The organism is Sedimentibacter sp. B4, assembly GCF_000309315.1.
GTDB lineage: Bacteria > Bacillota > Clostridia > Tissierellales > Sedimentibacteraceae > Sedimentibacter > Sedimentibacter saalensis.
The window spans coordinates 80,490-99,148 of record NZ_CANG01000937.1 but is presented as its reverse complement, the minus strand read 5'-3'; the positions used below and the strand labels follow the sequence as shown (position 1 = coordinate 99,148).

Sequence of the window (18,659 nt, the reverse complement as noted above, 5' to 3'; positions counted from 1 at the left end):
ATTGACAATATGTTACTGATGATATGTAAGTTTATGTCATCCTGAACGAAGTGAAGGATCTTGTTTTTAAAGATGAGATCCTGCAGTTTCGCACACAAATTTATTTATTCGCTATCGCACACATAAATTTGGTGCACATTGCGAATGACCTACCACTATTTTTCGGAAAAATACCCGAAAAATAGGGTTAGGGCAACTTTCGCAGGCTCAGGATGACAGCTTCAATACAAATAGAAATCATAATTTTGGAGGGTTAAATGAACAGCAATTTTTATATTAATAACAGAGCGTGTTTTGCAGAAAGAATGGAGGATTATTCTACAGCAGTTTTCTTTTCCGGAAAGGCTCCAAGGGAAAGCGCAGATCAGGAATATGAGTTCTCTGTTGACAGGAATTTTTTCTATCTAACAGGAATAGACCGTGAAGACATGGTTTTAATAATCAACAAAATAGCCGGTAAAGTAACAGAAGCCTTATATATACCACCTGTTGATGAATATTTTGAAAAATGGTTCGGAATTCTCATGCGCAAAGAAGAAGCTCAAGAATTGTCCGGAATAAAAACGATTGAAGAAAGAGACTCATTCATGGCTCAGTTTGCCAAAAAACTTTCATCTTCAGACAGACCTGACAATGTATATATTTTTTCTTATATAGTTGACAAGGATGAATCATATGACAGCTACAGGAGTCTTGCTCACTGGATTCGCAACCAGTATCCTGCAGTGAACATCAAAAGCTCCCTGGACATAATGATTGAGCTTAGAAGTTCAAAGTCTGAGGAAGAAGTTAGTGAAATAAAGACTGCAATAGGATATACAAAGGAAGCTCTTGAATTTGTCATGAAAAATTTAAAACCTGGCAAGTTTGAATATCAGGTCAAGGCAGATTTTGAATATCAGCTCATGCTAAGAGGCTCTAAACCAAGCTTTAAAACTATTGGAGCTTCAGGAGCTAAGGCTGTAATTCTTCATTACATAGAACTAAAGCAAAAAATCGCAGATGGAAGTTTGATACTTCTTGACCTTGGAGCATTGTCAAACAATTATGCTTCAGACATTACAAGGACATATCCTGCAAACGGAAAATTCACACAGAGACAAAAAGACATTTACAACATAGTGCTTGAAGCTCAGGATGTGACTATGGATGCAATGCATGTGGGAGCAAGCGAGGTTGAAGTTAATGACAAAGTGAAAGCTCACTTTGCTAAAGGGCTGAAAAGCTTGAATATAATCAAGGATGATGCTGATGTTGAAAAATATTATTACCACAGCATAGGTCATCCTCTGGGACTTGATGTTCACGACCTTAGAAGAAGAGACAAGATTATGCAGGAGAACAATGTCTACACAGTTGAACCAGGTCTTTACATCAAAGAAGAAGGAATAGGAATAAGGATTGAAGATGATGTGTGGGTTACAAAGGGTGGGATTATAAACCTTTCCAAGGATATCATAAAGACTGTAAACGACATTGAAAATTTTATGAAATAAATAAGAGTGCAAAAATCGCAGGAAAAAATCCTGCAATTTTTGTACAATAAATAATCTGAAATGTTTTAGAAAGGTAAAAATTATGAGCAAAAATAAAAGTCTGATTGGCTTAATATCAGGCATATTTGTTGCAGTTTTAATTAATATGCTTCCATTGGAAGGATTGTCACCTCAGGGAAAAATGTGCCTTGGATTTACATTGATGACTGTTGTTTTTTGGGCATTTCAAATAGTTCAGTCCGGTTATGCATCAGGACTTTATCTGGCACTTCTTGTGATTTTCAAGGTAGCTGAACCTGCTGTTGTATTTTCCCCTTGGCTTGGAAGCACAATTTATCTTGTCATTGGAGCATACCTTATTGCTTCTGCTGTTAAGTCTTCAGGGCTTGGAGAAAGAATTGCCTATGCATTCATAATAAAATTTATGAATGCATATAGAAGCATTATAATATCAATATTTTTCCTTACATTCATATTGAGTGTTTTAATACCACATCCCTGGCCAAGGGCGTTTCTCATCATGTCAGTTATGTCTGTAGTCATAAAAAATGCAAAAATACCAAAGGAAGATGCTTCTAAAATCGGACTTGCCGTATTTGCTTCTGCAGTTCCTGTATCAATGATTTTTCTGACAGGAGACAGCGTAATAAATACCCTGGCTGTACAATCTTCTGGAATGTCAATAAGCTGGCTTAAATGGTTTGTATACATGGGACCTCCAAACATTATTTCAAGCATAATTACATGTGTATTGATTTTAATCCTCTTCAAACCAACTGCTGAAGTTACAGTCAGCAAAAATGAAATGAAAGAAAAACTCAGTGCGCTTGGCCCTGTATCAGTCAAGGAAAAAAGAACTATTGTATGGCTTTCAATATCTGTTGTACTGTGGATGACCGACTCAATACATGGAGTTGACATTGGATGGATCACGCTTTTGATTGCAATGCTCATGAGTTTTCCTGTCATAGGTGAAGTCCTGACACCAAAACAATGGGGAGAAGTGCCTGTGTATGTATTGTTGTTCCTTACAGCTGCCATGACTATAGGCAGAGTAGGAGGTGTTACGGGAATGAATGCATGGATTGCTGAAACAATCCTTCCTTCGTCAATACCTTCAAATCCCTTTGTGCTTGCATTCATCATATCTTTAATTTCAATGGGAATTCATATGGCTTTAGGAAGCGTTATTGCTGTTATAGGAATTGCAATTCCGGCTCTTTTGATATTCACAGAGCCCATGGGCATAAGCCCCATAGTCACAACGCTGCTTGTGTACACATCAATTGGAATTCATTATATACTTCCTTTCCACCACCTTGACGTCCTTGTAGGACTGGGTGAAGAAAACGGCATGTACACACAAAAAGAGGTAATGCGCCTTGGGATTTATCTTACGCTGGTTGTGTTCATAATAACTGTTGCAGTAGAAGTTCCCTACTGGAAGATGATAGGATTATTTTAATTGAAGTCAAAATAATTATTTTGCATTAAAAAATCCCAATTAATTGTAAGTGGGATTCAGAATGTAGACAAAATCGTAAGATTAGAATAAAATAATCGAATTTACACATTTATGCTGTGCATGGCTCTGTTATGGCGATAAAGTGGATTTATTGAAACGAAATATTAAGTTGTGTCGATATTTTTCCAGATTTTGTTCAGTATTGATGTAAGCTTAAGTATCATGGTATCATTCTTTTTCTCTTTGAGAAAACCGAAGTTTAAATCTACAGTGAGGTCAACGCCATGCCAAATTTTCACCTTGTTTTCTATTGCAAGTTGCGCTGCAATGGGCTCTGCCAATAACGAACAGGCTATCCCTTCTTTCACAAGCTTTCCTATTAGCAATTCATCATCAACGTACATAATTTTTGTTGTATGATAGCCATTTTTCTCAAAATATTCGATCGTTTCTTTGTAAAATGGACATCCCTTAGTTGTCCAAATCCATTGAACCTTTGAAAAGTGCTCAAACGTGAGTTTATCTTCATCTATATTCCAACTCGGAGGATAAACAACAACCATTCTAAATGATTGCAATTTCACTTGCGTTACATGAGGTGCTATGATTTTCCCATAATAAAATCCAGCATCTATTTGAGAATTAGCTAGTGCATTTGCAATCTCTTCACTTTTTACATCTTTAAAATGAATTTCTACATTAGGGAACTTCTTAGAAAATTGATCGAGCAACTGTCTTATTCGAAGAACTTCGCTATCTGTATTTAGGCTGAGCTGAATGCTTTTGACGGTGTTATGATTTAATGCAAGTGCGGTGTCCGTAAAATCATCAATAAAGCTCAAAATTTTCTCAGCTTTTGAAAGTAATTGTGACCCTTCTGAAGTTAATGACATACCCCTTGCGTTTCTATGAAAAAGCAGAAATCCGAGTTCCTTCTCTAGAGCCTTTATTTGAGCGCTAATAGCTGGTTGGCTAGTTAACAGATTTGCTGAAGCTTCTGTGAGATTACTGGTTTTGGCAATTTCAGTAAAAGCTCTTAATTGCCGTATTTCCATAGCAATCACCTTCCTAATTTGTTTTTTTAAACCTAATGATTAAATCAATTTGTTTTTCAAATTGATTTAATCAGAAAATGCAATTGGACTAGAGTGTTCTTTCGCTTTATACTAATGAAAAAAGAAATTTTGAATGGAGGTAACTATATGTCAGTAAGTGTAGCAATGTTTCTTTTCTCAGTGTCAATGTCGATTTCACCTGGTCCAGTTAATATGATGTCCCTTTCTTCCGGTGTTAACTATGGGTTTAAGAGAACTTTTCCTTTTGTCTCTGGGGCAACAGTTGGTTTTACAATACTACTAATTATAACTGGCGTAGGACTAGCGAACACGCTTTCGCACATAAACGGTTTCTATGAAATCTTAGAATACATCGGAGCCGTATATATTGGCTACATGGGTTACAAAATCATGTTCTCCAGCACGGATATCAAATTGAAAGAAGAGAAGCTGCCAAAGTTCTACCAAGGATTTTTGATGCAGTGGCTCAACCCCAAGGCATGGATTGCATGTCTGTCAGGAATCGTTGCTTTTAATCTAAAAGATTCATATATGATGCTGCTTGTGTTTGTCAGTATTTACTTTCCAACCTGCTATATTTCACTCGCAGCATGGGCATTGCTTGGATCTAAGATGCAATTTATAAATAAAGTCAAAAACGGTATTAAAATATTTAATACACTAACTGGAGGCGTGCTAATCGTTGTTGCTATATATCTATTGTATACGGCATATAAATAGGCATAACTTCAAGTATTTAACCATGCCGCCTTTAAAATCAAACGATATAGTCAGTATTACATTTTATCCAAGTAAAGTCAAGCTAAAAGCTGAAAAAGCAAGACTCAAGGAGGTGTTAGGACTTACCGAAGTCTTGCTTTCTATTAACGCCTGGCAAATATAGACAAAATTAGGCGTTAGATAATACCAAGAAATCAGTGGGTATTTGCATCATCAATATTGTCTACTTAAGGCACGTGGAAACGATAATTCTGATGACGAAATGTGGTACGGAGATGAAAAAGTAGGGTTTGACTACAAGAAGTTGTGGTTTTTGAGTGGAAAATGAATTGAAAAACAAAAGGCATTTAGAATTTGCATTCCAAATGCCTTTTGTCGTTAAACTGAATCCGTCTTAATTGTAAGAGGGATTTATAATTTCAAGGCTTTTTACTCCATAGTCTCCCATTTCAGAATCCCATGTAGTTAGTTCAATGCCGTGCCAATCGGTTCCGCCGGTTTTTATGAGACCGTGTTCATCGGCAAACTTTTCATATTTTTGTATGAGGACTTCAGTGTGGTAAGGATAGTACACTTCAACTCCCCCAAGACCGTGGGATAGAAGAAGTTCCATTTCGCCTAAATCTGCTTTTCCTATACGTGCAGGATGAGCAAAGACGGGTATTCCTCCTGCTTGCCTTATAACCTCAACGGCTTCAGATGAATGAACAGGAAAATCTTCGATGAAGCGGTGTCCCGGGTATTTTTTTACCTTAGTGTTGAAAAATTCAGGCCAGTCCTTCAATGTGTAAGGTTCCCCATTTTCAATCATGGCCTTCATTATGTCAGACAATGCAAGTGATTGTTTGAAATCAGCATATTTTAAAATTTTATTCAAATCGAAATCTATGATGTGATTTTTTTGAAGCCAGTTGTAGTGTTCCAGGAAACTTTCATTGAAATGAGCGCCAATTATTTTCAGAAGGTCCTGAAGCTGACTGTTTTTGATGTCAATGTTGTAACCGAGAACATGTATTAAATGGCCGTTTGAAACCGAAGAAATTTCAATGCCGGGAATAGCCTGAATATTTTCTTTCTGAGATTTTTCTATTATTTCAGCTACTCCGAAAGTTGTATCGTGGTCTGTCAGGGACAATGCTGTCATGTTTTTATTCTTTGCTATTTCAATTATTTCATCTATGGAATTTGAACCGTCAGAATATTTTGAATGAATGTGTAAGTCAATCATGTGATACTCCTAATTTTTTATATAATATTATATCATTTTAATGATAAAATTGTCATTATAATTATTATTTCTAATCATTTTTTAATATTGCACTAATTAATTTTGAATAAATTGTGTGTATTATATTATCAAACGAATATAATAATGGTAAAGGGAGATGTAATATGGAAATTTTAATAGGAATTTTTGTATTCTTTATATTTATAGCTGCAGCTCTTAACATAGGAGTTGTGTTGTTTAAAATATTGTTTACAATAATAGGTGCAGTTATGGGATTTGTTCTCATAATCATGCTTATTCCGCTGGGAATTGGATTCTTGCTTATTCCTGCAATAATAATAGGAATAATCGCAGCGATTATTAAATGTATACAGTTTATATTTTAGCATAAGAATACAAGACTCCGGACTCGGAGTTTTATTTTTGTTGACAAATAAATGATATTTATGTATAGTTTAACATAAGAATTGAAATAATATATTAATGGCAATGAAGAGAAGAGTAATTTTTAAATCATGATAAAGAGAACCGGGAAAGGTGGAAGCCGGGGATTGATTTTTAAATGAACATGGCCTCGGAGCCTTGTGCCTGAACTTTTTTAGGGTACAACGTATGGTATACGTTATAATGCACGGTCAATGACCTGGTAAGGCTCATGCTGCGAAGCATGTGCGAAAAAGAGTGGTAACGCGAAACATCGCCTCTTAGCTTTGTGCTAAGGGGCTTTTTATTTGCAAGAATAAGCAGGAGGAAAAAAATGGATAAAGGCAAATATTATTTAACGACAGCAATAGCATATACATCAGGCAAACCACATATTGGAAATACATACGAAATCGTACTGGCTGACAGCATAGTCAGATTCAAGAAATTAAACGGATACGATGTGTATTTTCAAACAGGAACTGATGAACATGGAGAAAAAATTCAAATCAAGGCAGAGGAAGCAGGAAAGACTCCTCAGCAGTTTGTTGATGAAGTTGCAGGAGAAATCAAGCGCATTTGGGATTTGATGAACACAAGCTACGATAATTTCGTAAGGACAACAGATCCTATGCATGAAAAGAAAATTCAGCAGATATTCAAGAGACTGTACGACCAGGGAGACATTTACAAAGGATATTACGAAGGATGGTACTGCACACCGGACGAAGCATTCTTTACTGAATCACAGCTTGTTGACGGCAAGTGTCCTGACTGCGGAAGAGAAGTGCACATGGCAAGAGAAGAGGCATATTTCTTCAAAATGAGCAAGTATGCTGATAGGTTGATGAAACATATAGAGGAAAACCCAGAGTTCATTCAGCCTGAATCACGCAAGAATGAAATGGTGAACAATTTCATAAAACCAGGCCTTCAGGATTTGTGCGTTTCAAGAACATCTTTCAACTGGGGAATACCGGTAACATTTGATGAAAAACATGTTGTTTATGTATGGATTGATGCCCTCAGCAACTACATCACATTCATAGGTTACGACCCTGAAGGAAACCACAGCGAACTTTACAAAAAATACTGGCCTGCAGATGTTCATTTAATAGGCAAAGATATATTGAGATTCCACACAATTTATTGGCCTATACTTTTGATGGCACTTGGGGAAGAGCTTCCAAAACAAGTTTTCGGCCACCCATGGCTCATGGTTGGTGAAGGAAAAATGAGCAAGTCAAAAGGAAATGTTATTTATGCCGATGACTTGGTTGATTTGTTTGGAGTTGATGCAATAAGATATTTTGTGCTGCATGAAATGCCTTTTGCAAGCGACGGAACACTGACATATGAACTTGTAATAGAAAGAATAAATTCAGACCTGGCAAACATACTTGGAAATCTTGTAAACAGAACAGTTACAATGACAAACAAGTATTTTGACGGCGAAATAATGGCACCTGTTGAGCATGAACCTATTGATGATGAACTTATAAGTTTAGCCCTTGAAACACCATTAAAAGTAGAAAAGAAAATGGATGAGCTGAGGGTTTCTGATGCAATAGATGAAATTTTTACTCTTCTTAGAAGAAGCAACAAGTATGTTGATGAAACTCAGCCATGGGTTCTCGGCAAGGATGAAAGCAAGAAAGCAAGACTTGGAACTGTTTTATACAACCTGCTTGAATCTATAAGAATAGCAGCAGTATTGCTGGAGCCATTTTTGCCTGAAACAGCACAAAAAATTTACAAGCAGATAAACACTGACAAGACTGACTGGGATTCTCTTGCACAATTTAACGGAATGGTTTCTGGACAAAAGGTTGGAACACCTGAAATATTGTTTGCAAGAATAGATGCTGTGAAGAAAATGGAGGAAATAAACAAAATTAACGAAGCTAAAAAGGCCTCTGAAGCACCGTCCCAAACACCTTCTGAAACAAAAAAAGAAGAATCGAAAGAAACAAAGGAAGAAACTGCAGAAGATGATGGTCTCATTTCAATAGATGACTTTGCAAAAATTGATTTGAGAGTTGCTGAAATAGTAAAAGCAGAAAAACACCCCGATGCCGACAAGCTTCTGATACTTCAATTGAAGCTGGGTGATGAAGTCAGACAGGTGGTTTCTGGAATTGCCAAGTATTATGAACCTCAGGATCTTGTAGGAAAGAAAATTGTAATGGTTTACAATTTAAAACCCGTTAAGTTAAGGGGAGTCGATTCAAACGGCATGATACTTGCAGCTCAAAAAGGAAAGAAACTCACTTTGATTTCCACACTTGAAGACATTCCGGACGGAGCAAAACTCAGTTAATTAAGAATGAAGAATAAATATAATTAAGAATGAAGAGTTAAGAGTTAAGAATTAAATGAAGAGAACGGCGAGCCGTTCTCTATTTTTTTTACAAAAACCTTGAATTATCAACCTGTAGGGGCGGACCTCGTGTCCGCCCGCGCGGGAGGGCAGTAGCCCTCCCCTACATTTTTAACTAAAAAAGGATTTGTGCACGCACAAATCCTTCCATTAATTCTTAATTATTCACTCTTAATTCTTAATTGCCTTGACTAAGCTTCTTTTTTCCAAAGTCCGTGCAGATTACAGAACTCATAAGCAGCTTCAACTTCATCGCCTTCAGCAAGTGCAAATACTGCAACTGGTTCTTCTCCAGGAGACAGACATTTTCTCTGAGCGCCTTGCTTTGTAACCAAGTAAATCCATTGAATGAAATGTTCAGGAAGCATTGGATGAGTTACACTACCAACTTTAACTGTTACTTTGTTTCCTTCAACTTCTATTACAGGAACATGCTTTTCAGTAGCTGCATCAACAGTGTTTGGAACCAGTTCTTCCATTTCTTTTCCGCAACATACCAATTTTCCGCCGCCTTCATTAATCAATCCTACTAAATTACCGCAAGTCTTGCAAACATAAAACCTTCCTTTGTTACACATATAATACCTCCTAATATTTTTGAATTATTCAACATTTAATGTATACCCAAAATATCAAAATTTAAAACATAAATTTTAAAATCATTCTGTTTTTCTTGTTCCCATCTTAAGGGCAATCAAGCTTACCATTGCCATTGCAACGGCCATGGCTCCAATGTTCAAAAATGTGTTGACGCCGGTTTTCAAGGCTTGAAATATATTGTCCTCAACCAATGCGAATATAGTCTGATAAAGTCCAAATCCTGGTACTATTGGAATAAGTGCCGGAAATATAAAAATAGTTGCAGGCATTTTAAATTTGCGGGCAAAAATTTCACCGAAAAAAGCAATAACTGTTGTTCCAAGGAAGAATCCAAGCCTTGGACTCCCTTGATTAACACAATAATTGTACACCATGTAACCTAAAGACGCCACAACTGAAGAATATATCAATGTTTTTTTAGGAGCATTCATAATCATGGCATAAAAATAGGCGGCTAAAAAACAAAATATCATTTCTAAAAAATACTTAACTATCATAATACCTCCACCCTATAATATGCCTAAGGAATAAGCAAAATATATGAACACACCTGCTCCTGCTGCCAATGAAGCTGCAACCAGGAGAGCTTCTGCACCTCTAGCCATGCCGGAAATCAAATCTCCCCTTATGGTGTCACGTATGGCATTTGTCATTGAAAGACCAGGCAAAAGGGGCATGATGCTGCCGACTATAATTTGGTTGTAGTTGCCTGTTTTGGCAGCCGATGTTGCTATGATTGCAATAGCTGCAATAATTGTACCCGACACTATGCTTGAGAAAAACTGATATGAATGAAGATTTACAAAATGCTTTGTAATTTGCGTAATCAATATTCCTGTAAAAAGAGCCACTACAAATTCAAAAATTCCTCCCCCAAATAGTACAACAAAAAATGCTGATGAAATTCCTCCGTATAATTGAGTATATTTGTATTCATGAGGTTTATCATTTTCTATTTTTTCAAGTTCCTCAAGGGCCTCATCCAGATTGATGGCATGCAGGGCAATTTGCCTTGACACATTGTTCACGTCGGCTATTTTTTGAAGATTTATTGTTCTTTTTCTTATTCTTTTGACAACTGTGCTATTTTCGTTTCCGTCGCTTGAAATAGTTATATAGAACCCTGTTGGTGTTGCAATTGCTTCTATTTCTTTGATGTCATATGCTTTGCATATGAATTTTATTGTTTCTTCAGCCCTGTATGTTTCACCGCCGTTTTCCAGTATTATTTGAGCGGATAATTTTATTATTTTTAAAAGCTTTGCTGAAATTATTTCCAAGATAAATATCACTCCTATTAATTTACATCGATTATATCATTTTTAATGAATTTGTAAAGTTTTTAATGTGCAACTATACAATTTATGATATAATATTAAAAATATGCAGGAGGATTCAATATAATGAGAGAAAAGGAAGTCAAAGTCCTTAATATTGATAAAGACGAAATAGAAAAAAAACTTATAGAAATAGGAGCACTCCTGGTTAAAGATGAAGATCAGGTGAACTATAGATTTGATACTGATGACAGCATATTAAAGAAAAGACACAATGGTTATTTAAGAATCAGAATAACCAAGAACAATTTAAACGGCAAGGTAAAAAGTGTCATGACTTTCAAGAAAAGCATCAACAGGGACTCCTTAAGGGTAAACGAAGAAACAGAAACTGAGGTTTCAGACTGGGAAAGCACGGCTAAAATTCTTGAAATACTGGGATATAAACAAAAAAGACCAGGTTACAAGCATCGCAGGTCATACTTTTTTGAAGACATATATTTTGAAATAGACACATGGGATGAGGCGACATATTCAAAACCATATCTTGAGATAGAAGTTTCAAATGATGAAGATTTAGAAAAGGCAATAGCGCTTTTAAATTTGGACAGAAGCCAGGTAACAACAAAATCAATCGATGATTTAAGAAAAGACTAATAAGACATTCAGATATTGGCACCGGTAACGGTGTTTTTATTTTACAAAATCTTAATATATTTGCATATACAAAATAATGTGTTATAATCAATTGAAATTTGTCTTGTATCTGCATTGCAGAACGAGAACAGGAGGAAATTATGAATAGAAATTTACAAACAGGCAAACTCACCTTTATGGGAGTTATGCTGGCACTCACTGTTGTGTTTGTTGCTATGACTGCAATACCCACAACATCTGCTTCAATGGCACTTTTTATTTTCCTGCCCACAATGGTAACAAGCATTGTGCAGGGACCTAAGGACGGCGCCATTATGGGTTTTCTTGCAGGAGGGGTTACTCTTTTAAGGGCTCTTTTGGCTCCTGCATCACCTCTGGACTATCTTTTTATAAATCCGTTGGTTTCAATATTACCGAGGATATTTGTAGGGGTAGTGCCGTATTTTGTTTATGTTATATTTGAAAAACTTATAAAATCAAAAACAATTTCTTTGTTTATTGCAGGAGCGTCAGGAGCTTTGACAAACACAGCCCTTGTTATTCTCATGCTTTATTTTATTTACAACGAAGAAATTGTAAGATTGAGCACAGAATTTGGAATAGGCACTACTTTTGCGGCCTTTGCCATTTTCCTTGTCACAACAAGTTCCCTTTTGGAATGCACAGCGGCAGGAATAGGCACGACAGCAGTGGTAAATGTCTATAAAAGGATAAAAAAATAGGAGGATTGCCATGGTTTTGGTGGTTGACATCGGGAATACAAATATTGTCATCGGAGTTTACGAAGGAGACAATATTGCAGGAAGCTGGAGGATGGTCACTAGAAGTGAAAAGACATCCGACGAATACGGTATTTTCATATTAAATTTGCTGAATTACAACAATATTAAGCAAGAAGACATTAAAAGTGCAATTGTTTCATCTGTAGTTCCAAATGTAATGCATTCTTTTCAAAATGCATTGAAAAAATATTTCAACATTGAGCCTATAATAGTGGGCCCGGGAATAAAAACAGGAATAACAATTGCAAATGACAATCCTCGTGAAGTGGGTGCAGACAGAATCGTAGGACTGGTTGCCGCATACCATTTATATGGTGGAGAGCCTCTGATTGTAATTGATTTCGGCACTGCAACAACATATGATGTTTTAAGCGAAAGCGGAGAATTCAAATACGGAATAACATCACCAGGAATTCAGATTTCAGCAGACGCCCTTTGGCAAAAAACAGCGCAGCTTCCAAGTGTTGAAATAAAAAAACCAAAGTCAATTCTTGCAAGAAACACAATTACAAGCATTCAGGCAGGTCTTGTTTACGGATATATAGGCCAGGTTGAATACATTGTAAAAAAAATAAAAGAAGAATTGAACACTGCAAACATGAAGGTTATTGCTACGGGGGGGCTTGGACGTGTTATGTCTGATGAAACAGATGTTATAGACCTTTATGACCCGCAGCTTTTGTTTAAAGGACTGAAAATAATTCACGACAAAAACGTCAAATAATTAAGAATTAAGAATGAAGAATTAAGGAACAAACAGATTTGAGCTATCAAATCTGTTTGTTTTTTTGTAATAAAAAAACTCTTTTAAAATTAAAAAACTGTGATATAATAATAGAACAAACGTTCGGTAAAAAATAAATGTTTGGAAACTACAGCTTTTGAAAAGATTAAGGAGGTGGAAATGTGGGGCAGATTATAATGCATATAGACGTCAATTCAGCTTTTTTAAGCTGGACTGCAGCCTATGAACAGCAAATGGGAATAGACAGGGATATTCGCACGGTTCCTTCGGTCATTGGGGGGAATGAACAAAACCGCCATGGAATTGTTCTGGCTAAATCAACTCCGGCCAAAAAATTCAAAATACAGACAGGAATGTCTCTGATGGAAGCAAGGCAGCTGTGTCCAAATTTATTGGTTGTACCGCCTAATTACAGAGTATACGTGAGGGCCAGCAAGGCACTTAGAGAATATTTAATGAAATTTACTCCCGATGTGCAGGTGTTTAGCATAGACGAATGCTTCCTGAAATTTACAGATTTAAAAAGAGAAGAAGCAGCAGAGCTTGCTTATAAAATAAAGGACGGAGTAAAGGAAAAGTTCGGATACACTGTCAATATAGGAGTATCGGAGAACAAGCTGCTTGCCAAGCAGGCAGGAGACCTTGAAAAACCTGATAAATGCCACACAATTTTTCCTGATGAAATAAAAGAAAAGCTTTGGGTTCTCCCTGTTGAAGATTTGTTCATGGTTGGGAGAAGAACAAAGCCTAAGCTTAACAGATGGGGAATTTACACAATAGGAGATCTTGCTGCTTCTGATTACAATTTCATATCAACAATGCTTAAATCTCACGGAAGAATGATTTACAACTATGCCTGGGGAAGGGATGATTCTGTTTTCAAAGAAAAATCTCCAATTAAAAGCGTAGGGAACTCCAGCACCTTAAAATTCAATGTAGACAACCGTGAAACTGCACATGCCATACTCTTAAGTCTCACGGAAATGACGGCCTTAAGATTAAGGGAAGCAAACATGAACTGCAGGGTTGTGAGCGTGAGCATAAAAGACAAGGATTTCGGATACGAAGCAAAGCAAAGGAAACTCATGTATTTCACTGACTGCACAAGGGACATTTATCAGAACATATGCAGCCTGTTTGACGAACTTTGGGACAGAAGGCCTATAAGGCAGCTTGGTGTTTCTGTTTCAGACCTTGAGTTTTCTCATATAAAACAAACAAATATTTTTCAGGATGAACTGAGCATAAAAAATGAAATTCTTGATAAGGCTGTGGATAAAATAAGGGTTAAGTATGGGGATGAAGCTGTGATCAGAGGAGTATTTGCCAACAGTGACTTAAGTCCGATTTTGGGAGGATACCCCGACGACGAATATCCTGGTATGGGAAGTATCTTGTAAAGGTGATAATATGAAAATTTTAAATGAACCCATAAAAGTAATGGTCATTTTCAACACCGACGGCAAAATAGAACCTGTGAAATTCAGGCTTGAAGACAAGGTCGTGAAAATTGAAAAAATAATGAAGACATACGAAGAAAGTATTGTTGGAAACACAAGAATAGTCTTTGTTTGCCTCCACAACGGAAAAGATATTTTTGAACTTAAATATGAAGTTGACAGCAAAATCTGGTATTTGTTTAAAAAATAAATCCTGATGACAGCGTCGTGATTTGTCAATAGTCTAAATCCTGATTAAATCAGGATTTTTTATATTAAACACAATACCACTACTCCTCTAGTTTTAAAATATGACAATATCTCGTTGTAATAAAAAGGATTAGATGATATAATAATGCGTAATTGTAACTTTGAGGTGAGAAAAGTGAGCGAGTTAGATGAATTGGCAGTAAGCGCCAAAACAAACGAAGATTCCATGAACAAATTAATTAAGCAATACGAGAATTTCATATTGAAGTGTGCATCTTCGGCAGCCCGTATCTATGTCTCAAGAAGTGATGATGAATGGTCCATTGCATTGGCAGCTTTTACAGAAGCTGTAAAAAATTATTCTGCTGAGAAAGGCAGTTTTTTAAACTTCGCAGAACTTGTAATAAGAAGGCGCATTATTGACTTCATCCGGAGCAAGTCGAGATATGCTCCAGAAATTTCGGTAAATCCGTCTATGTTCGGTTCTGAGACGGATGAAGAGGAAGATTATTCAATGCAGGCTGAAATAGCCCAAAAGGTGGCAGCTACGGACGAAAATTCAGCAAAGCTTGAGATATATCTGGTCAATGAAATTTTTTCAGCCTATGGATTTTCCTTCATGGATTTGGCTGAATGTTCGCCAAAAGCCGACAAGACCAAGAGGGCTTGCGGCAAAGTTGTGGCATATATGTTAAAAAATCCCATATTGATAAGCGAAATGAAAGTAAAAAGGCAGTTGCCGTTGAATTTAATTGAAAAAAATACAAAAGTACCCCGTAAATTGTTGGAACGTCATCGAAAATATATAGTAGCTGCAGTGGAAATTATGTCGGGGGATTTTCCATATCTTGCAAGTTATATGCGATATATTCGCGAGGAGTTAGAAAAATGAAAGCAGTAATTGTAGAAATCAAAGGCAGCAATGCAGCCGTTCTGTCTGAAGATGGCCGCATATCGCAGGTAAAAAACAGGAATTATAAAATTGGACAAGAAATATCAATGTCAAACAACAGTTATGCTAAGTGGGCTTTAACAGCAGCTGCTGCAATGCTTTTGTTTGTCACTCCGGCATGGGCGTACATGACTCCGTACTCCTATGTAAGTCTTGATGTCAATCCTTCTTTTGAATTTTCTATAAACCGTTTTGACCGTGTATTAGAGGTTAAGGCTGTAAATGGTGATGCAGAGGAAATGATTAAAGAAATAAATATTGACGGATTAAAAAATAAAGAAATAAAAGATGCTGTAAGAAATGTTTTAACAGAGCTTAAAAATCAGGGATACATTACTGAAGGCGAAGATGGCGGAGTAGTAGTTGCTGCTTCAAGCAAGAGCGAAGAAAAAACCAATAACCTGGCAGTTGCTTTAAAAACAGCTGTTAATGAAGAAGTGGGCAAGAATAAGGAAAAAGATTCTATAGAAGTTTCAAAGGGAGCAACGGAAGCTTTGGAGGCTGAAAACAATGACTTTGAAGAAATTGAAAAGTCTGATGATTCTAAAAAACCAGAGGATAAAAACAGCGTAGCTTTGGACGATTCTCAAGATAAAAACAAAGATAAGTCTGAAAACAAAGACAAAGTCAAGGAAGAAAAGAATGCATCGGATAAAAATGAAGATGAAGATATAGAAGACGGAGATGAAACAGGCGTTGAAGTCGAGGTTGTAAAAGTCAGCCAGCAGAAAGTTGATGAAGCAAAGGAAAAAGGTGTTACACCAGGAAAGATGAACCTTGTTGACAAACTTGCAGAAGCTTCAGGAAATCCTGAAGATTTTGACAAGGAAGAATGGCTTGACAAACCTGTAAAAGAAATAATGGATGCTACAAAGAATTACGAGAAAGAAGCAAAAAATAAAGATAAAGACACGGAAAAATCCGTTGAAGTTGAAACTGAAAGCAAAGCAAATGGCAATCACGGAAATGGAAACAGCAATAACGGAAATTCTGGCGGCAAGAAAAACTAAAGCGTTTAAGGCCTCTTCGGAGGCTTTTTTTCATTTTCTTGACAATTTTTTTTACATATAGTATTATTATTTAAATAAATCTTTTTGCACTGCAACGTAATTTTACGCAAATACAGTACAAACTGAGCAGGCGATGGACATTGTTCATGGGGCTGGGCCAATGGCAGCAGGTTATACCTGTGGGACGGTAGTATGTTCCACGGGTATTTTTGTATGTTCTAACCCAATTTTTCGGACATAAGTGAAAAAGTTAACATATGATTAAAAAATAGAGGGAATATAATGATTGAATTAGGAATAAGCAATTTATCAAAAATGTATGGTGTGGATAAAATATTTGAAAATGTAACATTTGATGTAAAGACAAAGGACAAAATTGCCTTAATAGGCCGAAATGGTACAGGAAAAACAACGTTGATGAAGATAATGGCAGGCAAAGAAAGTTTCCAGGAAGGCCAGGTCAACAAAAGAAAAGGATTAACCATAGGATACCTTGAACAAATACCAAATTATGATGATGATAACACAGTGTTGGATGTTTTGAAAGAAGCCTTTAAAAATACAGAAGAAATAAAAACTCAAATGGAAGAAATTGAAAAGACATTTGATATTCTTAAAGGTGAAGAGCTTGAAACAGCCATAAAAAAATACGGCAATCTCCATGATTGCTATGAAATAGCCGGCGGATACAGCGTGAAAGAAAAATTGAGCAAAATACTTAAGGGTCTTGAAATATCGGAAGAACTTCAAAACAGAAAGTTTAATTTGCTGAGCGGTGGAGAAAAAACAAGGGTAATTCTCGGTAAAATTCTTCTTGAAGAGCCGGAACTGCTTCTTCTTGATGAACCATCAAACCATCTGGATATAAAAAGCGTTGAGTGGCTTGAAGAATATTTGAATTTGTATCAGGGAACCATTGTAATAGTTTCCCATGACAGATATTTTCTTGACAGGGTTGTAAACAAAATAATAGAGCTTGAACCAGACGGTGTACAGATTTACAACGGGAACTATTCAAAGTATGTGGCTGAAAAAGAACTGCGTTTTTTGCAGGCAATGAAGGAATATGAAAGCCAGCAGAAAAAGATTAAGAAAATGGAAGATCAGATTCAAAGATACCGCATATGGGGAGAAATGCGTGATTCCGACAAAATGTACAAAAGAGCGAAGGAACTTGAAAAAAGGCTTGAAAAAATAGAAAAAATAAACAAACCTATAGTTGACAAAAAAACTGCAGATTTTCACATAGACAATGTGTCAAGAACCGGCAGAGAAGTAATAAAGGTTGAAAACCTAGAAAAATCTTTTGATTTGAAGAAATTATTTGAAGATTTGAGCTTCACATTGTTTTACAAAGACAGCCTCTGCATTTTGGGAGAAAACGGAACTGGAAAATCCACCATGCTTAAAATAATACTGGATGAAATAAAAAGCGATGCAGGAAGCGTAAAAATAGGCTCAAATGTTAAGATTGGATATCTTCCTCAGGAAGTTTCTTTCGACAGGGAAGATGTTTCAATTGTTGATTATTTTTCATATCATTATGGGATTTCCATAAGCGAAGCACGCAAGGAGCTGGCTAAAATCATGTTTGCAGGAGAAGATGTCTACAAGCATATAAGCACATTATCAGGTGGCGAAAAATCAAGGCTTAAGTTAGGCATGCTCATTTATGAAAATGTAAACACACTTGTCCTTGATGAACCCACAAACCACCTTGATATTGAATCAAGGGAAGTGCTGGAGGAAAACCTCATAAATTATGAAGGCACAATACTTTTTGTGTCCCACGACAGATACTTTGTGGATAAAATTGCAACATGCATAGGAGAAATTGAAAACAAAAAATTTAAAATTTATGATTTTGATTATGAAAGCTACAAAAATGAAAAGCAAAGAATTGCAGAATTAAAGCAGTCTGCTGAAGTAAAGGAAGAAAAGACAGTTTCTAAAAACAAGGAAGTTTATCAGAAGAAAAAGGAAGAGACAAGAGCTGCAGAAAAAGCAAAAAGGGATTTGGCGAAGCTTGAAAACAATATTCTTGACACAGAAAACAAAATCATAGAGCTTGAAAAAATACTTAACACAAGTTCTGCTGAATGGGATTTAAATGAATATAATAATAAATATGATGAATATGTAAAACTCAAAGAAAAAATAGAAAATTTGTATTTGGAACTGGAACTATATCAGTAAAGG

General features: G+C 36.2%; 18 protein-coding genes, 1 riboswitch and 1 other annotated feature. Of the genes, 13 read left to right on the top strand and 5 right to left on the bottom strand.

Annotated features, from left to right (window positions below; all coding sequences use genetic code 11):
- Positions 1-257 precede the first annotated feature (257 nt).
- Both BN358_RS17220 and BN358_RS17215 read left to right on the top strand, forming a co-directional pair.
- Positions 258-1,496 (top strand): aminopeptidase P family protein, encoded by a 1,239-nt coding sequence (locus BN358_RS17220; protein WP_019229776.1) that lies wholly within the window; start codon positions 258-260, stop codon positions 1,494-1,496.
- A gap of 82 nt (positions 1,497-1,578) precedes the next feature.
- Positions 1,579-2,961 (top strand): SLC13 family permease, encoded by a 1,383-nt coding sequence (locus BN358_RS17215; protein ID WP_019229775.1) that lies wholly within the window; start codon positions 1,579-1,581, stop codon positions 2,959-2,961.
- Positions 2,962-3,125: 164 nt separating this feature from the next.
- Here the strand turns inward: BN358_RS17215 and BN358_RS17210 are convergent, their stop codons facing one another.
- Entirely contained in the window at positions 3,126-4,016 is an 891-nt protein-coding gene (locus BN358_RS17210; protein ID WP_019229774.1) for a LysR family transcriptional regulator, read from the bottom strand.
- Positions 4,017-4,163: 147 nt separating this feature from the next.
- On the opposite strand from BN358_RS17210, the gene BN358_RS17205 reads away from it, so the two are divergent.
- Positions 4,164-4,757 carry a LysE family translocator gene (locus BN358_RS17205; protein ID WP_019229773.1) on the top strand — a complete coding sequence of 198 codons (594 nt, stop codon included), beginning with the start codon at positions 4,164-4,166 and terminating at the stop codon, positions 4,755-4,757.
- A 394-nt stretch (positions 4,758-5,151) separates the two neighbouring features.
- Here the strand turns inward: BN358_RS17205 and BN358_RS17200 are convergent, their stop codons facing one another.
- Positions 5,152-5,985: a PHP domain-containing protein gene (locus BN358_RS17200; protein ID WP_019229772.1), complete on the bottom strand. Its 834-nt coding sequence runs from the start codon at positions 5,983-5,985 to the stop codon at positions 5,152-5,154.
- Positions 5,986-6,149: 164 nt separating this feature from the next.
- Here BN358_RS17200 and BN358_RS17195 point away from each other — a divergent pair, with 164 nt between their 5' ends.
- Positions 6,150-6,371 (top strand): hypothetical protein, encoded by a 222-nt coding sequence (locus BN358_RS17195; RefSeq protein WP_019229771.1) that lies wholly within the window; start codon positions 6,150-6,152, stop codon positions 6,369-6,371.
- Positions 6,372-6,465: 94 nt separating this feature from the next.
- Positions 6,466-6,693: a binding site (T-box leader), on the top strand.
- A 49-nt stretch (positions 6,694-6,742) separates the two neighbouring features.
- The gene (metG, locus tag BN358_RS17190; RefSeq protein ID WP_019229770.1) at positions 6,743-8,728 is read left to right on the top strand and encodes a methionine--tRNA ligase; all 1,986 of its coding nucleotides are present in this window, start codon (positions 6,743-6,745) and stop codon (positions 8,726-8,728) included.
- 251 nt (positions 8,729-8,979) lie between these two features.
- Here metG and BN358_RS17185 read toward each other — a convergent pair whose 3' ends face one another.
- From BN358_RS17185 to BN358_RS17175, 3 genes are all read right to left on the bottom strand, one after another.
- The gene (locus BN358_RS17185) at positions 8,980-9,366 is read right to left on the bottom strand and encodes a desulfoferrodoxin (protein WP_019229769.1); all 387 of its coding nucleotides are present in this window, start codon (positions 9,364-9,366) and stop codon (positions 8,980-8,982) included.
- 81 nt (positions 9,367-9,447) lie between these two features.
- The gene (locus tag BN358_RS17180; protein WP_019229768.1) at positions 9,448-9,885 is read right to left on the bottom strand and encodes a threonine/serine exporter family protein; all 438 of its coding nucleotides are present in this window, start codon (positions 9,883-9,885) and stop codon (positions 9,448-9,450) included.
- A gap of 12 nt (positions 9,886-9,897) precedes the next feature.
- A complete protein-coding gene (locus BN358_RS17175) occupies positions 9,898-10,668 on the bottom strand; it encodes a threonine/serine exporter ThrE family protein (protein ID WP_019229767.1) in 771 nt (256 codons plus the stop codon).
- A gap of 123 nt (positions 10,669-10,791) precedes the next feature.
- Between BN358_RS17175 and BN358_RS17170 the strand changes: the two genes are divergently transcribed.
- From BN358_RS17170 to abc-f, 8 genes are all read left to right on the top strand, one after another.
- Complete coding sequence (locus BN358_RS17170; RefSeq protein ID WP_019229766.1) at positions 10,792-11,322, top strand: class IV adenylate cyclase; 531 nt, start codon at positions 10,792-10,794, stop codon at positions 11,320-11,322.
- A gap of 140 nt (positions 11,323-11,462) precedes the next feature.
- Positions 11,463-12,044, top strand: a complete 582-nt coding sequence (locus BN358_RS17165) for an ECF transporter S component (protein WP_019229765.1) — start codon at positions 11,463-11,465, stop codon at positions 12,042-12,044.
- A 10-nt stretch (positions 12,045-12,054) separates the two neighbouring features.
- On the top strand, positions 12,055-12,828 hold the full coding sequence (locus tag BN358_RS17160) for a type III pantothenate kinase (protein ID WP_019229764.1): 774 nt from the start codon (positions 12,055-12,057) through the stop codon (positions 12,826-12,828).
- Positions 12,829-13,010: 182 nt separating this feature from the next.
- A complete protein-coding gene (locus tag BN358_RS17155; RefSeq protein WP_019229763.1) occupies positions 13,011-14,249 on the top strand; it encodes a DNA polymerase IV in 1,239 nt (412 codons plus the stop codon).
- Between the two features lie 10 nt (positions 14,250-14,259).
- A complete protein-coding gene (locus tag BN358_RS17150) occupies positions 14,260-14,499 on the top strand; it encodes a hypothetical protein (protein ID WP_019229762.1) in 240 nt (79 codons plus the stop codon).
- A 174-nt stretch (positions 14,500-14,673) separates the two neighbouring features.
- Positions 14,674-15,390 carry an RNA polymerase sigma-I factor gene (gene sigI / locus BN358_RS17145; protein ID WP_019229761.1) on the top strand — a complete coding sequence of 239 codons (717 nt, stop codon included), beginning with the start codon at positions 14,674-14,676 and terminating at the stop codon, positions 15,388-15,390.
- The gene (locus BN358_RS17140; RefSeq protein ID WP_019229760.1) at positions 15,387-16,460 is read left to right on the top strand and encodes a hypothetical protein; all 1,074 of its coding nucleotides are present in this window, start codon (positions 15,387-15,389) and stop codon (positions 16,458-16,460) included. Before sigI ends, BN358_RS17140 begins: the two co-directional genes overlap by 4 nt.
- 112 nt (positions 16,461-16,572) lie before the next feature.
- Positions 16,573-16,650: riboswitch (NiCo riboswitch) on the top strand.
- Positions 16,651-16,742: 92 nt separating this feature from the next.
- A complete protein-coding gene (gene abc-f, locus BN358_RS17135) occupies positions 16,743-18,656 on the top strand; it encodes a ribosomal protection-like ABC-F family protein (RefSeq protein WP_019229759.1) in 1,914 nt (637 codons plus the stop codon).
- Positions 18,657-18,659 lie beyond the last annotated feature (3 nt).

Coding starts and splice junctions, on each gene's coding strand:
- BN358_RS17210 (WP_019229774.1), bottom strand. CDS start 4,016: ATGGAAATACGGCAATTAAGAGCTTTTACTGAAATTGCCAAAACCAGT.
- abc-f (WP_019229759.1), top strand. CDS start 16,743: ATGATTGAATTAGGAATAAGCAATTTATCAAAAATGTATGGTGTGGAT.
- BN358_RS17165 (WP_019229765.1), top strand. CDS start 11,463: ATGAATAGAAATTTACAAACAGGCAAACTCACCTTTATGGGAGTTATG.
- BN358_RS17160 (WP_019229764.1), top strand. CDS start 12,055: ATGGTTTTGGTGGTTGACATCGGGAATACAAATATTGTCATCGGAGTT.
- BN358_RS17195 (WP_019229771.1), top strand. CDS start 6,150: ATGGAAATTTTAATAGGAATTTTTGTATTCTTTATATTTATAGCTGCA.
- metG (WP_019229770.1), top strand. CDS start 6,743: ATGGATAAAGGCAAATATTATTTAACGACAGCAATAGCATATACATCA.
- BN358_RS17205 (WP_019229773.1), top strand. CDS start 4,164: ATGTCAGTAAGTGTAGCAATGTTTCTTTTCTCAGTGTCAATGTCGATT.
- BN358_RS17150 (WP_019229762.1), top strand. CDS start 14,260: ATGAAAATTTTAAATGAACCCATAAAAGTAATGGTCATTTTCAACACC.
- BN358_RS17170 (WP_019229766.1), top strand. CDS start 10,792: ATGAGAGAAAAGGAAGTCAAAGTCCTTAATATTGATAAAGACGAAATA.
- BN358_RS17220 (WP_019229776.1), top strand. CDS start 258: ATGAACAGCAATTTTTATATTAATAACAGAGCGTGTTTTGCAGAAAGA.
- BN358_RS17185 (WP_019229769.1), bottom strand. CDS start 9,366: ATGTGTAACAAAGGAAGGTTTTATGTTTGCAAGACTTGCGGTAATTTA.
- BN358_RS17215 (WP_019229775.1), top strand. CDS start 1,579: ATGAGCAAAAATAAAAGTCTGATTGGCTTAATATCAGGCATATTTGTT.
- BN358_RS17200 (WP_019229772.1), bottom strand. CDS start 5,985: ATGATTGACTTACACATTCATTCAAAATATTCTGACGGTTCAAATTCC.
- BN358_RS17180 (WP_019229768.1), bottom strand. CDS start 9,885: ATGATAGTTAAGTATTTTTTAGAAATGATATTTTGTTTTTTAGCCGCC.
- BN358_RS17140 (WP_019229760.1), top strand. CDS start 15,387: ATGAAAGCAGTAATTGTAGAAATCAAAGGCAGCAATGCAGCCGTTCTG.